The sequence below is a fragment of the Achromobacter sp. NPDC008082 genome (assembly GCF_042957345.1).
GTDB lineage: Bacteria > Pseudomonadota > Gammaproteobacteria > Burkholderiales > Burkholderiaceae_B > Achromobacter > Achromobacter kerstersii_A.
Window position 1 is genome coordinate 645,255 of record NZ_JBIBIB010000002.1, and the last position, 14,786, is coordinate 660,040.

Here is a 14,786-nt window from a genome sequence, read left to right on the forward strand (position 1 = left end):
GCTTCAAGGCAGGTATTTTCAAGGCAGGTATTTCATCGTGCCGCGCTTGCCGGCCAGCAGGTCGGCGTTCTTCAGCACCGACTTGCGGATGAACTCCCACAAGACCGTCACGCGCTTGAGTTTGCGCAGGTCTTCGTGGCAGTACATCCAAAACGATCGCGTGATCTCCACTTCATTTTCCAGCACGGGTTTCAGCCGCGGGTCTTGCGCGGCGATGAAACACGGCAGGATGGCCAGCGACTGCCCTTGCAGCGCGGCGTGATACTGCGCCACCACGCTGGTGCTACGCAGCACCACCTTGCTGGCCGGCAGCAGATCTTCCAGATAGCGCAGGCGCTCGCTGAACAGCAATTCGTCGACATAGCCGATAAACGTGTGTTCGGCCAGATCCGCACGGGTTGCGATCGGTTTGTGGCGCGCCAGGTAGCCGGGCGTGCCGTACAGGCGCAGGGTGTAATCGCACAGCTTGCTGCACACATACGGTCCGCGCTGCGGGCGTTCGATGGTGATGGCCAGATCCGCTTCACGCTTTGACAGGCTGACAAAACGCGGCACCGGCAGGATGTCCAGCGTGATGTGGGGGTAGCGGCGCTGGAAGTCGGCCGCAAGCGGTGTGAGCACATAGCTGCCGAAGCCTTCGGTGGCGCCAATGCGCAAATGGCCCGACAAGGCCTGGCCGATGCCCGACAGGTTTTCGCGCGCGGTATGCACCGTGCTTTCCATCTGCTCGGCGTGGACGAACAAGCGCTGGCCGTCATCCGTCAGCACAAAACCCGCGCTGCGTGATTTCTCGAACAGCAGGGTGTCGAGCTCGGTTTCCAGCGCCCGGATGCGGCGCGACACGGTGGTGTGCTCCACCCCCAATTTGCGTGCGGCGGCGCTCACCCGCTGGGTGCGGGCCACTTCCAGAAAGTACCGCAGGCTGTCCCAATCCAACACGATTTCATCCTTATGGCGCGCGGCGCCGAGCCCAATACTGCTTGTGCATGAATGCACAAGGAATGTGCATTTCTAGTGTTGCTTGTTGATTTTCACACATCTACACTGGGCCGGCAGGCCTCGGGGCATTGCCCTGGGAGTCGCAGGCCGCAAAGACGGCGCGTAACGCTACACATCAGCGCATAACACTCAGGAGACAAATCCATGAAATTGCACGCACGCGGGCTGGCCGCAGGCTTGTGTCTGGGCGCATTGTTGGTGAGCCAGGCGCAGGCGGCCGACAAGCCGCCAGTGAAGATCGGCATTCTGACGGACATGTCCGGCACCTACGCCGGCATGGGCGGGGCGGGTTCGGTCGCGGCGGCGCAATTGGCCATTGATGACTGCCTGGCCGCCGAGTGCAAGGGCATGAAGATCGAACTGGTCTCCGCCGACAATCAGAACAAGGCGGACGTGGGCGCGGCCAAAGCGCGCGAATGGTTTGACCGTGATGGCGTAACGGCGATTGCCGACCTGACGAACTCGGCCGTGGCGCTTGCCGTGCAAGGCATTGCGCGCGAAAAGAACAAGGTCGTGATGTTCTCCGGCCCGGCCACGACGGCGCTGACCAACAAGGAATGCTCGCCGGTCGGTTTCCATTGGATGTTCGACACCTATTCGCAATCTGCGGGCGGCGCCAAGGCCACCGTGCGTGCGGGTGGTAAGTCCTGGTACTTCATTACGGTGGATTACGCTTTTGGCCATTCGCTGGAAGCGGATACGGTCAAAGCCGTGAAGGCGCTGGGCGGCACCGTCACCGGCAGCGTGCGCCATCCCTTGAACGCGCCTGACTTCGCGTCCTATCTGTTGCAGGCGCAAAGCTCCAAGGCGCAGGTCGTGGCGCTGGCCAACGGCGGGCAAGACACGGTCAACGCCGTCAAGCAGGCGCGCGAATTCGGCATCGTGGCAGGCGGGCAGCGGCTGGTGTCGCTGCTGATCTTCCTGTCGGACCTGCGCGCCCTGGGGCTGGAAAGCGCGCAAGGCTTGTCGTATGTGGACGGCTTTTATTGGGATTACGACGATGCCTCGCGCGCCTGGTCCGCGCGCTTCGAAAAGGCCTTCCGTGGCCTGAAGCCCACGATGACGCAGGCCGGCGTGTATTCCAGCGTGCTGCATTACCTGCGCGCGACGGCCGCCGCCAGCAGCACCGACGGCAAGGTCGTGGCGGACAAGATGCGCGAACTGCCCATCAAGGACCCGATCATGCGCAACGCATCGATCCGCCCCGATGGCCGCGTGATCCACGACATGTACCTGTACGAAGTGAAGAAGCCCGCGGACTCCAAGGGCGGCTGGGACTATTCGAAGCTGGTGGCCACCATTCCGGCGGCCGAAGCCTTCCAGCCCCTGGCCGATTCAAGCTGCCCGCTGGTGAAGAAATAAGCCTGGCGCGCTGGCCGGGCCATTGTCCGGCCGGCGCGTTTGACGATTCATGAACGCGGATTCATCCGCATCGACGACGCAGTGTGAGGAGCATCAAATGAGTGAAGTCCCCCGCGTTCCGCTATTGATCGGCGGCAAGCTTGTGCAGTCCCAAACCACCGAATGGCGAGACGTGATCAACCCCGCCACCCAGGAGGTCGTTGCCAAGGTGCCTTTCGCGACCCGCGAAGAACTGGACCTGGCCGTCTCCAACGCCAAGGAAGCTTTCAAGACCTGGCGCAACAGCGGGCAGGGCACGCGCATGCGCGTCATGCTGAAGTTCCAGGAGCTGCTGCGCGCCAACACCGGCAAGCTGGCCGAGATGATCACGCGCGAACACGGCAAGACGCTGCCGGACGCCGAGGGCGAGATCGGCCGTGGCCTGGAAGTGGTGGAGCACGCGTGCTCGATCGCCAACCTGCAATTGGGCGAGTACGCCGAGAACGCCGCGTCCGGCATCGACGTCTACACCCTGATCCAGCCGCTGGGCGTGTGCGCGGGCATTACCGCGTTCAACTTCCCGGTGATGCTGCCGTGCTTCATGTTCCCCATCGCCGTGGCCTGCGGCAACAGCTTCGTGCTGAAGCCGTCTGAACAGGACCCGACCGCGTCCCTGTTCCTGGCCCAGCTGGCGCTGGAAGCCGGCTTGCCCCCGGGCGTGCTGAACGTGGTGCATGGCGGCCCGGATACGGCCAACGGCCTGTGCGAACACCCGGACATCAAGGCGGTGTCGTTCATCGGTTCGACCCGTGTCGGCACGGAAATCTACAACCGCGCATCGGCGGCGGGCAAGCGTTGCCAGTCGATGATGGGCGCCAAGAACCACTGCGTGATTCTGCCGGACGCCGATCCCGAAGTGGCGCTGAACCAGCTGGTGGGCGCGGCCTTCGGCGCGGCCGGCCAGCGTTGCATGGCCTCGTCCGTGGCCGTGTTGGTGGGCGACGCCCGCAACTGGCTGCCCGACTTTGTCGAGCGTTCGAAGAAGCTGAAGGTCAACTCGGGCACCGATCGTGAAGCCGATCTGGGCCCGCTGGTGTCGCCGAACGCCAAGAAGCGTGTCGAAAGCCTGATTCAAAAGGGCGTGGACGAAGGCGCCAAGCTGCTGCTGGATGGCCGCAACCTGAAGGTGTCGGGCTTTGAACAGGGCAACTTCGTCGGTCCGACGATTTTCGACGGCGTCAACGAAGACATGACCATCTACACCGAAGAAATCTTCGGACCGGTCCTGTGCTGCGTTGGCGTCGAAACGCTGGAAGATGCGGTGGCGTTCATTAACCGCAACCCCAACGGCAACGGCGTGGCGCTGTTCACCCAGGACGGCGGCGCGGCGCGCTACTTCCAGAACAACATCGACGTGGGCCAGGTGGGCATCAACGTGCCGATTCCCGTGCCGGTGGCGTGGTTCAGCTTCACGGGTTCGCGCGGTTCCAAGCTGGGTGACCTGGGTCCCAATGGCAAGCAAGCCGTTCAGTTCTGGACGCAGACCAAGACGGTGACGGCGCGCTGGTCCGCACATGCCAAGACCGTGAACACCACGATCTCGATGCGCTGAAAGGGGGACGCCTTGCTCCTAAGCTTATATTAATAAGTTATATAACAAGGCGTCCTTATTACTTATAATTGGCCCATCTATCAGGGGCCAATTTTATGAACCTCCAGCAATTTCGCTTTGTGCGCGAAACCATCCGGCGCGACTTCAACCTGACCGAAGCCGCCCGGATGCTCTATACCTCGCAGCCCGGAGTGTCCAAGGCCATCATCGAGTTCGAAGATGAGCTCGGCATCAAGATCTTCGAACGCCATGGCAAGCGCATCAAAGGCCTGACCAAACCGGGTCTGGCGGTGTCGCAGGTGATCGACCGCATCATGCGCGAAGTCGACAATCTGAAGAAAGTCAGCGACGAATTCGCCCGCCGTGACGAAGGCGGCCTGGTGATTGCATGCACGCACACGCAGGCGCGCTATCTGCTGCCCCGCGTGATTCCCGCCTTCCGCAAGCAATTCCCCAAGGTGCACTTGTCGTTGGCGGAAGGCAGCCCCGCGCAGTTGGCGGAAATGGTGCTGCACGAGCAGGCTGATCTGGCGCTGGCAACCGAGTCCTTGGCCTTGACGCCCGGCTTGGCCACCTTGCCCGTCTACGCCTGGGAGCACACCGTGGTGGTGCGTCCCGATCATCCTTTGGCCGAGCTGACCTCGAGCGCCGCCAAGCGCCTGTCGCTGGCGCAATTGGCCGAATTCCCCATCGTGACCTACGACCGCGCCTTCACGGGCCGCAGCACCATTGACGAAGTGTTCGCCAACCAGGGCATCCACCCGGACATCGTGCTGGAAGCCATCGATGCCGACGTCATCAAGACCTATGTCGACGTAGGCCTGGGCATTGGCATCATTGCCGGCGTGGCCTATGACCCGCGCCGCGACTCCAATCTGGTCGGGCTGCCCGTGGGCCACTTGTTCGGCACGCACACCACCCGCGTAGGCGTGAAGTCGGGCGTGTTCCTGCGCGACTACGTCTACACCTTCCTGGAAATGCTGGCGCCGTCGTTGACTCGCGCCGTCGTGACCGAGGCGGTGCAGGGCGCGCCGAAGTAAGCCGTGGTGAACGGCTGACCAGCATGGTCAAAAAAACGCGCGGCATCGTACGATGCCGCGCGTTTTTTTGCCTCTGAATAGGGGGCGACCGGCTGGAGAGCCGCGAGTTCCCTGGCTGATAGCAAATCTCACTATCCCTTTTGAGAAGCTCATAAATATAATTAAATAAGAACCGATCTCATTTAAGTTGACTAAAAAATAGGAATCATTATCATTACATCCAGGCTCAACGACCAGTGAGGTTCATCATGACGGCAGGACTCAGTGCAGTAGTAGTTGGCGCAGATCGACTGGGCAATATTCCGGATCTGCTGAAAGGACACAATATTTCGATCACGCACCACATCAGTGGCCGCGATCCTTCGCATCAGAAGAAGACGCTTCAACTGCCTTCCGGCACGCAACTGGTCATCTTGCTGACCGATTTCCTGGGACACAACGTCATGAAAACCTTCCGCAACGCCGCGCAGCGTGGCGGCATCCGGGTCGTGGCTTGTCGCCGTTCGGTATGCAGCATGCAGCAAGCGTTGCAGCAGTGCGGCCTGTGCCCGCGCGCTGGCACCGTTCACTGAATGCCTGTTTTGCCGCTGGAACACAAAAACACTGGGGAGGCCGAAACGGCCTGCGGCTGAAAGGGCGATAGGCCCTGGACCGCGAAGAGCATAAGCAAAACGCCGTCAGACTGATGTCTGACGGCGTTTTGTTTTTGGGGGATAGCGCCTGGCGCATCGCGTGTGCGACGATGCCAGGAACCGAATCAGTTGGCGGCGCGGGCGGAAGCCATCAGGCTGTTGTCCAGGCGGCGGGCGCCGTTGTAGCGCTTGGTCCAGTAGGCCATGGTCATGCTTTCGACACGCACGACGCCACCGGCGCTGGGCGAGTGCACGAAGCGGTCGTCGCCCAGGTAGATGCCCACGTGCGAGTAGCGGCGGCCCATCGTGTTGAAGAAGACGAGGTCGCCGGCCTTGAGTTCGTTCTTGGCGACCGACACGCCTTGCTGGGCGATTTCGGCGGCGTTGCGCGGCAGCTTCAGGCCCAGCGAACGTTCGGCCGAGTAGGCGACGAGGCCGCTGCAATCGAAACCGGTGTCGGGGGTACTGCCGCCGAAGCGGTAGCGGATGCCCAGGTAGTTCAGGGCTTCGCTGACCATGGCGTTGTCGCTGTTGACGCCAGACTGGGCTTGGCGTTGACGGTCGCGCTTGAATTTTTGCACCACCAGCATGCCGATGGGGTCATCAGCGGTGGCTACCCACTCCATTTCGTACGGATCAATCTCGGACGTATGGGCGGTTGACTTCTGGTTAGTGCCAGCACAACCTGCCAGGCCGGCCACACATGCCATCAACGCGAGCGTACGCAGCCCGCGCTTTGCCTGGCCAGTGGATGAATTGAATCGCGCGATGATGGAGTGTCGATGCATTCGCCTGGGGATGACTTGCCAAATGACAGCAAAAACCACGGGATTAGCCGCGGATCGGGCCGAAATGTCAGCAAAATCAACAATTATCTACAACTTCGCGGGGATTCTACCAAACTTTCACTACCGGTTTTGGACAGATCGGTAATGATTCCATGCAGCGTGGACATTTGGCGGAACATTTTGATTTGTGGCAAGCCTCGTGCAAGGTTCGCCTACCAGAATGACCAAAAGATTCGAGAAGAAATCAATCAGCCTTAAGGCGTACGAACAATACCAGGAGACACAAATGCAAAAAACCCGGGATTTCCATTACAGATCATTGCATGACCGCGATGCGTTCTGGCGCGAGGAGGCCGGGCGCGTGCACTGGGAGACGCCGTTTCAGTCTGTCCTGGATTTCTCCAAGCCGCCATTCGCCAAGTGGTTTGTAGGCGGCAAGACCAATCTTTGCTACAACGCGGTGGACCGCTGGCTGCCCACGCAGGCGGACAAGCCCGCCTTGATCTGGGTGTCCACCGAGGTGGATCGCGAACAGATCTACACGCGCCAGGACGTCTACGAAGAGGTCAACGCCGCGGCCGCCATGCTCCAGGAGCTGGGCGTGGAGCGGGGCGACCGCGTGCTGCTTTACATGCCGATGGTGCCGGAAGCGGTGTTCACGATGCTGGCCTGCACCCGGATTGGCGCGGTGCACTCGGTGGTGTTCGGCGGATTTGCCTCGGTCAACCTGGCCCAGCGCATCGACGACGCCGCGCCCAAGGTGGTGGTGTGCACGGATGGCGGGTCGCGCGGGGGCAAGGTGGTGCCGTACAAGCCCCTGCTTGACCGGGCGCTGGGGCTGGCAAAGTCGCCGCCTGCCGCCGTCATCGTGTTTGACCGCGGCCTGGCGCCGTTTGAACCCGTGGCCGGGCGTGACCTGGACTACGCCACGCTGCGCGCGCGCCATCGCGGTGCGCGGGTGCCGGTGCAATGGCTGGAATCGTCCGAGCCCAGCTACATCCTCTATACGTCTGGCACCACCGGCAAGCCCAAGGGCGTGCAGCGCGACACGGGCGGTTATGCCGTGGCGCTGGCGTCGTCCATGGAATACCTGTTCAACGGCCGTGCGGGCGACACTTTCTTCTGCACCAGCGACATCGGCTGGGTGGTTGGCCATTCTTATATTGTGTACGGCCCCTTGATCGGGGGGCAGGCGACCGTGCTGTACGAAGGCACGCCCGTGCGCCCCGATGGGGCCATTCTGTGGAAGCTGGTGGAGCAGTTCGGCGTGAACACGCTGTTTTCGGCGCCCACGGCCGTGCGAGTGCTCAAGCGCCAGGACCCGGCGCTGCTCAAGCGCCACGACGTGTCCAGCCTGCGCGCTGTCTACCTGGCGGGCGAGCCGCTGGATGAGCCGACCGCACAATGGATTTCAGAGGGCTTGGGCAAGCCCATCATCGACAACTACTGGCAGACCGAATCCGGCTGGCCTATTCTGTCGGCCCAGCCTGGCGTGGAAAACGTGCCCACCCGCTTTGGCAGCCCCTCGTTTCCCGTCTACGGGTTCGACGCGCGCATTGTCAGCGAGTCCACCGGCGAAGACCTGGGGCCGGACGAAAAGGGCGTCGTGGCCATCGTGCCGCCCTTGCCGCCGGGCGCCATGTCCACCATCTGGGGCGACGACGAACGGTTTGTGCAGACCTATTTCACGTCCATCCCCGGGCGCCAGGTGTATTCGACCTTTGATTGGGGGCGGGTGGACGCCGACGGCTATTGGTTCATCCTCGGCCGCACCGATGATGTGATCAACGTGGCGGGCCACCGGCTGGGCACCCGCGAGATCGAAGAATCGGTCAACAGCCATAGCGGAATCGCGGAATGCGCGGTGGTGGGCGTGGCCGATGCGTTGAAGGGCCAGGTGGCCATGGCCTTCGCGGTGTTGAAGAATCCTGCCGGGGCCGAGACCGCCGAAGGGGCAAAGCAGCTGGAAGGCGATATCATGCGGCTGGTGGAAGATCAGCTGGGAGCGGTGGCTAGACCCGCCCGGATCCGATTTGTGGGCGCGTTGCCCAAGACCCGATCCGGCAAAGTCTTGCGCCGCGCGATCGTCGCCGTGTGCGAAGGCCGCGATCCCGGAGACCTGACAACCATTGAAGACCCAACCGCCCTGGAACAGATCAAGGAGTCGCTGCAATGAATACCAAACCCGTGCTGAGCGCCGAAGACGTCAAGAAGATCCTCGCCGCGGCCGAAGCACACGCCGTGCAAAACAAGTGGGCCGTGACCATTTCGGTGGTTGATGACGGTGGCCACCTGCTCGGCATGCTGCGTCTGGACGACGCCGCCCCGATCTCGGCGCACATTGCACCCGCCAAGGCCAAGACCGCCGCGCTGGGCCGCCGCGAATCGCGCCTCTACGAAGAAATGATCAACAACGGCCGCGTGTCGTTCCTGTCCGCGCCGCTGATCGAAGGCATGCTGGAAGGCGGCGTGCCGGTTACCGTCAACGGCCATGTCGTGGGCGCAGTCGGCGTGTCGGGCGTGAAGTCGACCGAAGACGTGCTGATCGCTCAAGCTGGCATCGCCGCGCTGGGCCTGTGAGTCAGCCGACCCTGCCGGAGCCGTCGCCTGACGGTTCCGCGCCGAACGCCGGGGACACGGGCGCAAGCCCGTTGAACCCCGGCGTGAAAAAACGCGAAGTCTGGGCCTGGGCCATGTACGACTTCGCGAATTCCGGCTACACCACCGTCATCCTCACGGCGGTGTTCAGCACCTATTTCGTTGGCGTGGTCGGCGGGCGAGCCCCGTGGGCCACGCTGGCCTGGACGGCGGCCTTGTCGCTGTCCTATCTGCTCATCATGTTGACGATGCCCACGCTGGGCGCGCGCGCCGACGCAAACGGCAGCAAGCGCCGCCTGCTTTACACCAGCACCATCGGCTGCGTGGCGGCCACGCTGGTGTTGACGCAGGCCGGGCCTGGCGATGTCTGGCTGGCATTGGCCGCCATCGTCGTCTCGAACTATTGCTACTGCGTGGGGGAATCCGTGGTGGCGGCGTTCCTGCCCGAACTGGCCCGGCCGCAAGCGCTGGGGCGGGTGTCGGGCTGGGGCTGGAGCTTTGGGTATTTCGGCGGCATGCTCACACTTGGCCTGTCGCTGCTGGTGGTGACGCAGGCCGAAGCGCGTGGCATGACGGCGGAACATTTCGTGCCTTGGGTCATCGTTGTGACATGCACGGTGTTCGCGCTGGCCTCGTTGCCGTCTTTCTTCATGCTGAAAGAACGCACGCGACCGCAGGCCGACAAGCCCGAAGCGCTGCACATGCTCAAGCGCCTGGCCTATGCGTGGCGCGAGACCGGGCAGCACTTTCCCGAATTCCGCCGGCTGCTGATGTGCATCGCCTGCTATCAGGCGGGGATTGCGGTGGTGATCACGCTGGCTGCGGTCTACGCATCCGAAGTCATGGGCTTCACCACGCCGCAGATCATGCTGCTGGTGTTCACCGTGAACATCGGCGCCGCGGTGGGCGCGTTTTCGTTCGGCTATGTGCAAGACCGCATCGGCCACAAGCCGGCGCTGGCCATCACCCTGTGTGGCTGGATCGTCATGGTGCTGGTGGCGTACGCGGCCACGACCGCGCCCGTGTTCTGGGTGGCCGCCACCTTGGCCGGGCTGTGCATGGGCACGACCCAAAGCGCGGGCCGCGCCATGACCGGCGCGCTGGCGCCTGCCGGACGCCTGGCCGAGTTCTTCTCGCTGTGGACCTTTGCGGTGCAACTGGCCGCCGTCATCGGGCCGTTGACCTACGGCTTGGTGACGTGGCTGACGCACGGCGATCATCGCCTGGCCATCCTGGTGACGGGCCTGTTCTTCGTGGGCGGACTCATCCTCTTGTCGCGCGTGGACATGAAGCGCGGCCTGGCCCGCCGCGCCGCAGCCTGATTGTCATCTCATCTTCATTTGATCTTCATTTGATCTTCACTCGCGGCCACTGCCGCGGGCCTGATCGGGCTGCTATCCTTATGAACTGCCTTCGAGGCATCGCGTGCCGTACGCGATGCCTCAAGCTGATTGCTTTGCACTGCTATGCAGGTGCGTTGTTTGCTTGTTTGTGCCGCTTGAGTCAACGCCGTTTCGGCGTGTTTGCCTTAAGTCCGCATCGTCAGGTTGCTGCGTTCAGGCGGGTTTGCGGGCTCTGGCCCGCATTTTGCGTAAGGTGCCCGTAAGAGCGTGGCGATACGGTGGTGGGTGAATAAGAAAAATGCAAAACAGCGGCATCAACAACAAAATCACCGATTGGAGACAAGATCATGTCGAATGCTATTGAGTCCGTACTGGTAGAAACCCGCGTCTTCCCGCCGCCCGAGCGTGCGGCGCAGGGCGCGGCGATTCCCAGCATGGACGCCTATAACGCGCTGTGCGCCCAGGTCGAGAACGATTTCGACGGCTTCTGGGCTGGCCAGGCCCGCGACAACCTGACGTGGACCAAGCCGTTCACGCAGGTGCTGGACGAATCCGACGCGCCGTTCTACCGCTGGTTCGGCGATGGCGAACTGAACGTCTCCGCCAACTGCCTGGACGTGCACCTGACCAATGGCAACGCCGACAAGACCGCCATCATCTTCGAAGGCGACGACGGCACGGTGAACAAGGTCAGCTACCGCGAACTGCTGGCGCGCGTGTGCCGCTTCGCCAATGGCTTGAAAGCACTGGGCTACAAGAAGGGCGACCGCGCCATCATCTACATGCCGATGTCGATCGAAGCCGTCGTGGCCATGCAGGCCTGCGCGCGTTTGGGCGTGACGCACTCGGTGGTGTTCGGCGGCTTTTCGGCCAAGAGCCTGCAAGAGCGCATCGTGGACGTGGGCGCGTCGCTGGTCATCACGGCCGACGAACAGGTGCGCGGCGGCAAGACCATTCCGCTGAAACCCGCCGTGGAAGACGCCATCGCCATGGGCGGTTGCGAAGCCGTGAAGAAGGTCATCGTGTACCGCCGCACCGGTGGCAAGGTGGCCTGGAACGAAGGCCGCGACCTCTGGATGCATGACGTCGAGGCCAATCAGCCCGACACCTGCGAGCCCGTGCCGGTCAACGCCGAGCATCCGCTCTTCATTCTTTACACGTCCGGCTCCACGGGCAAACCCAAGGGCGTGCAGCATTCGTCGGCGGGCTATCTGCTGTGGGCGCTGCTGACGGTGAAGTGGACCTTCGACGCCCGCAAGGACGACGTCTACTGGTGCACGGCCGACGTGGGCTGGGTTACCGGCCACACCTACATCACCTACGGCCCGCTGGCCGCCGGCTTGACGCAGGTGGTGTTCGAAGGCGTGCCCACGTATCCCAACGCCGGCCGCTTCTGGGACATGATTGCGCGCCACAAGGTCACCACCTTTTACACCGCGCCGACCGCCATTCGTTCGCTGATCAAGGCGTCCGAAGCGACGCCCGACGCGCATCCCAAGAATTACGACCTGGACAGCCTGCGCATCATCGGCACGGTGGGCGAACCGATCAACCCCGAAGCCTGGATGTGGTATCACAAGAACGTCGGCCGCGAACGCTGCCCGATCGTCGATACGTGGTGGCAGACCGAAACCGGCGGCCACATGATCACGCCGCTGCCGGGCGCCACGCCGACCAAGCCGGGCTCGTGCACGCTGCCGCTGCCGGGTATCGCCGCCGCCATCGTCGATGAGACCGGGGGCGACGTCGAAAAGGGCAATGGCGGGTTCCTGGTCATCAAGCGCCCGTGGCCCGCGATGATCCGCAACATCTGGGGCGACCCGGAGCGCTTCAAAAAGAGCTATTTCCCGTCGGAACTGCGTGGTTACTACCTGGCCGGCGACGGTGCGCAACGCGACGCGGACGGCTATTTCTGGATCATGGGCCGCATCGACGACGTGTTGAATGTGTCGGGCCACCGCCTGGGCACGATGGAAGTGGAATCGGCGCTGGTGGCGCACGAGCTGGTGGCCGAAGCCGCCGTGGTGGGCCGCCCCGACGACACGACGGGCGAAGCCGTCGTGGCGTTCGTGGTGCTCAAGCAGGCCCGCCCGGAAGGCGAAGAGGCGCAAGCCATCGCCAAGCTGCTGCGCGACTGGGTGGCCAAGGAAATCGGCCCCATCGCCAAGCCCAAGGACATCCGCTTTGGCGACAACCTGCCCAAGACGCGTTCGGGCAAGATCATGCGCCGCCTGCTGCGTGTCGTGGCCAAGGGCGAGGAAGTCACGCAAGACGTGTCCACGCTGGAGAATCCCGCCATTCTGGAGCAGTTGGCCAAGCCCTTGTAATCGCATCTGGCCATGAGTGGCCCGTTACGCTCTTTATGACAGGAGCATAATGTCAGACGCCCGCACCGGTTAATCGCTGGTTCGGGCGTCTTTTCTTTTTCCCCTTACAAGACGGAGCCATGGAAGTGAGCCGCAGCAGTTTCGATCGCGCAGGGCTAGCCCTGATGTTCAGCACCATTGTGGTCTGGGCGGGCAGTTGGATCGCGATGAAACTGATCGTGCCTTACATCGGCCCCTTCGACTTCGTGGCGTTGCGCTACGTGGTGGGCAGCCTGGTGCTGTTCGCGATGGCCATCGTCACCCGGCGTCCGCTGGGCATGCCGCCCTGGAAGCTGACCCTGCTGATCGGCCTGACGCAGACCGCGGGCTTTCAGGGTTTCGTGCAGACCGCACTGGTGTCGGGCGGCGTGGGCAAGGTGTCGCTGATGGCCTACACGATGCCGTTCTGGGTGGTGCTGTTTGCATGGTGGCTGCTGGGCGAGCGCCCGTCGATTCGTCACGGCCTGGGCATCGGCCTGGCCGCCATCGGACTGGTCTGCTTTGTGGAACCGTGGAATGGGCTGGGCGATATCCGGCCCGTACTCTTGGGCCTGGGCAGCGGCTTGTGCTGGGGTATCGGCACGGTGTTGTCCAAGCGCATGTTCGAGCGCCACGCGCCGGACGTGATGACGTTTACCGCCTGGCAGATGTTGTTTGGCGGGCTGGTCATGGTGCCTGTGGCCTATCTGGTGCCGCAGATCACGGCGCAGTGGGGCTGGCAGCTGTGGGCGGGCATGACTTATATCGTGCTGATCGCGACAGCGGCGGGCTGGCTGCTGTGGTTGCAGGTGGTGCGCCGTGTGCCCGCGTCGATTGCCGGGCTGTCGAGTCTGGGCGTGCCGGTGGTGGCCATGCTGCTGGCGTGGGTGGTCCTGTCCGAACGCCCCTCGATGGGGGAGCTGGGCGGCATGGTGCTGATCCTGGCTGGCATTTTTGTCGTGAGCCGCGCCGCGCCTGCCGCGCGGACAACCTGATTTCGCGGCGGAACGCCGCCCCTGCATTCCGCAATTGAATCCTCTTTTATTTCCCCAAGGACTTCCCATGATTGATCTGCGTAGCGACACTGTCACCCGGCCATCCGCCGCCATGTTGCAGGCGATGGTTTCCGCCCCGTTGGGTGACGACGTGATGGGCGACGACCCCACCGTGATCCGCTTGCAGTCGGCGGTGGCTGAGCGCGCCGGCAAGGCGGCGGGCCTGTTCTTCCCCTCGGGCACGCAAAGCAATCTGGCGGCGCTGATGGCGCACTGCGACCGGGGCGACGAATACCTGGTGGGCCAGCTGGCGCACACCTACAAGTACGAAGGCGGCGGCGCGGCGGTGCTGGGCAGCATCCAGCCCCAGCCGATCGAGCACGCGGAAGACGGCTCGCTGCCATTGGAAAAGTTGGCCGCGGCCGTCAAGCCCGAAGGTGACCCGCACTTCGCCCGCACACGTCTGCTGGCCTTGGAGAACACCTTTCACGGCAAGCTGATTCCGGCCAGCTACATTCAGGCCGCGACCGACTGGGCGCGTTCGGCGGGGCTGGGCACGCACCTGGACGGCGCGCGCGTGTTCAACGCGGCCGTGGCCAGCGGCAAGCCCCTGGCTGATATGTGCGAGCCGTTCGACTCGGTCTCCATCTGTTTTTCGAAAGGCTTGGGCGCGCCGGTGGGGTCGGTGCTGGTGGGCAGCCAGGGGCTGATTTCACGTGCGCGCCGCTGGCGCAAGATGCTGGGCGGCGGCCTGCGCCAGTCGGGCGTGCTGGCGGCGGCGTGCCTGTATGCGCTGGAGCACAACGTAGACCGGCTGGCTGATGACCACGCCAACGCCCATGCCTTGGCTGAGGGCTTGCGCGGCATTCGTGGCGTCAAGGTGCTGAGCCAGGACACGAATATGCTGTTCGTGCAGTTCGAACCGGCCCGCTGCGATTCGTTGACCGCCGCGCTGGCCAACGAAGACATCCTGCTGCGCGCCGTTTATGACGGCCCGACGCGCCTGGTCACGCACCTGGATGTGTCCGCTGACGATGTGCAGCGGGTCATCCAGGCGGTGGCGAAGCACCTGCGCTGAACGGCGACCGGCCCT

The 14,786-nt window shown here is 63.3% G+C and carries 12 protein-coding genes; 10 read left to right on the forward strand and 2 right to left on the reverse strand.

What is annotated here, in order from left to right:
* Positions 1 to 18: 18 nt before the first annotated feature.
* Complete coding sequence (locus ACFZAI_RS10000) at positions 19 to 939, reverse strand: LysR family transcriptional regulator (RefSeq protein ID WP_054424692.1); 921 nt, start codon at positions 937 to 939, stop codon at positions 19 to 21.
* Between the two features lie 204 nt (positions 940 to 1,143).
* On the opposite strand from ACFZAI_RS10000, the gene ACFZAI_RS10005 reads away from it, so the two are divergent.
* The 4 genes from ACFZAI_RS10005 (at position 1,144) to ACFZAI_RS10020 (ending at position 5,564) form a co-directional block, all read left to right on the forward strand.
* Complete coding sequence (locus tag ACFZAI_RS10005; RefSeq protein WP_391566755.1) at positions 1,144 to 2,361, forward strand: ABC transporter substrate-binding protein; 1,218 nt, start codon at positions 1,144 to 1,146, stop codon at positions 2,359 to 2,361.
* Positions 2,362 to 2,458: 97 nt separating this feature from the next.
* The gene (locus tag ACFZAI_RS10010) at positions 2,459 to 3,952 is read left to right on the forward strand and encodes a CoA-acylating methylmalonate-semialdehyde dehydrogenase (RefSeq protein WP_054423987.1); all 1,494 of its coding nucleotides are present in this window, start codon (positions 2,459 to 2,461) and stop codon (positions 3,950 to 3,952) included.
* Between the two features lie 95 nt (positions 3,953 to 4,047).
* Positions 4,048 to 4,992, forward strand: coding sequence for a CysB family HTH-type transcriptional regulator (locus tag ACFZAI_RS10015; RefSeq protein WP_054423985.1), 945 nt, complete (start codon positions 4,048 to 4,050; stop codon positions 4,990 to 4,992).
* A 248-nt stretch (positions 4,993 to 5,240) separates the two neighbouring features.
* Entirely contained in the window at positions 5,241 to 5,564 is a 324-nt protein-coding gene (locus ACFZAI_RS10020) for a DUF2325 domain-containing protein (protein ID WP_035212827.1), read from the forward strand.
* Between the two features lie 185 nt (positions 5,565 to 5,749).
* On the opposite strand, the gene ACFZAI_RS10025 is transcribed toward ACFZAI_RS10020, so the two are convergent.
* A complete protein-coding gene (locus ACFZAI_RS10025; protein ID WP_391566757.1) occupies positions 5,750 to 6,412 on the reverse strand; it encodes a C40 family peptidase in 663 nt (220 codons plus the stop codon).
* Positions 6,413 to 6,632: 220 nt separating this feature from the next.
* Here ACFZAI_RS10025 and ACFZAI_RS10030 point away from each other — a divergent pair, with 220 nt between their 5' ends.
* The 6 genes from ACFZAI_RS10030 (at position 6,633) to ltaE (ending at position 14,771) form a co-directional block, all read left to right on the forward strand.
* Positions 6,633 to 8,588 carry a propionate--CoA ligase gene (locus tag ACFZAI_RS10030; RefSeq protein WP_391566759.1) on the forward strand — a complete coding sequence of 652 codons (1,956 nt, stop codon included), beginning with the start codon at positions 6,633 to 6,635 and terminating at the stop codon, positions 8,586 to 8,588.
* Positions 8,585 to 8,992 (forward strand): heme-binding protein, encoded by a 408-nt coding sequence (locus tag ACFZAI_RS10035; protein ID WP_391566760.1) that lies wholly within the window; start codon positions 8,585 to 8,587, stop codon positions 8,990 to 8,992. Before ACFZAI_RS10030 ends, ACFZAI_RS10035 begins: the two co-directional genes overlap by 4 nt.
* Positions 8,989 to 10,332: an MFS transporter gene (locus ACFZAI_RS10040; protein ID WP_391566761.1), complete on the forward strand. Its 1,344-nt coding sequence runs from the start codon at positions 8,989 to 8,991 to the stop codon at positions 10,330 to 10,332. Before ACFZAI_RS10035 ends, ACFZAI_RS10040 begins: the two co-directional genes overlap by 4 nt.
* 368 nt (positions 10,333 to 10,700) lie before the next feature.
* The gene (acs, locus tag ACFZAI_RS10045; protein ID WP_391566762.1) at positions 10,701 to 12,680 is read left to right on the forward strand and encodes an acetate--CoA ligase; all 1,980 of its coding nucleotides are present in this window, start codon (positions 10,701 to 10,703) and stop codon (positions 12,678 to 12,680) included.
* A gap of 125 nt (positions 12,681 to 12,805) precedes the next feature.
* Positions 12,806 to 13,693, forward strand: a complete 888-nt coding sequence (locus ACFZAI_RS10050) for a DMT family transporter (RefSeq protein ID WP_391566763.1) — start codon at positions 12,806 to 12,808, stop codon at positions 13,691 to 13,693.
* A 67-nt stretch (positions 13,694 to 13,760) separates the two neighbouring features.
* Positions 13,761 to 14,771, forward strand: a complete 1,011-nt coding sequence (ltaE, locus tag ACFZAI_RS10055) for a low-specificity L-threonine aldolase (RefSeq protein ID WP_391566764.1) — start codon at positions 13,761 to 13,763, stop codon at positions 14,769 to 14,771.
* Positions 14,772 to 14,786: the final 15 nt, after the last annotated feature.

What these genes read in the sequence shown, in the direction of transcription:
- acs (WP_391566762.1), top strand. Translation starts at nt 10,701, where the DNA reads ATGTCGAATGCTATTGAGTCCGTACTGGTAGAAACCCGCGTCTTCCCG.
- ltaE (WP_391566764.1), top strand. Translation starts at nt 13,761, where the DNA reads ATGATTGATCTGCGTAGCGACACTGTCACCCGGCCATCCGCCGCCATG.
- ACFZAI_RS10015 (WP_054423985.1), top strand. Translation starts at nt 4,048, where the DNA reads ATGAACCTCCAGCAATTTCGCTTTGTGCGCGAAACCATCCGGCGCGAC.
- ACFZAI_RS10025 (WP_391566757.1), bottom strand. Translation starts at nt 6,412, where the DNA reads ATGCATCGACACTCCATCATCGCGCGATTCAATTCATCCACTGGCCAG.
- ACFZAI_RS10010 (WP_054423987.1), top strand. Translation starts at nt 2,459, where the DNA reads ATGAGTGAAGTCCCCCGCGTTCCGCTATTGATCGGCGGCAAGCTTGTG.
- ACFZAI_RS10005 (WP_391566755.1), top strand. Translation starts at nt 1,144, where the DNA reads ATGAAATTGCACGCACGCGGGCTGGCCGCAGGCTTGTGTCTGGGCGCA.
- ACFZAI_RS10035 (WP_391566760.1), top strand. Translation starts at nt 8,585, where the DNA reads ATGAATACCAAACCCGTGCTGAGCGCCGAAGACGTCAAGAAGATCCTC.
- ACFZAI_RS10020 (WP_035212827.1), top strand. Translation starts at nt 5,241, where the DNA reads ATGACGGCAGGACTCAGTGCAGTAGTAGTTGGCGCAGATCGACTGGGC.
- ACFZAI_RS10030 (WP_391566759.1), top strand. Translation starts at nt 6,633, where the DNA reads ATGACCAAAAGATTCGAGAAGAAATCAATCAGCCTTAAGGCGTACGAA.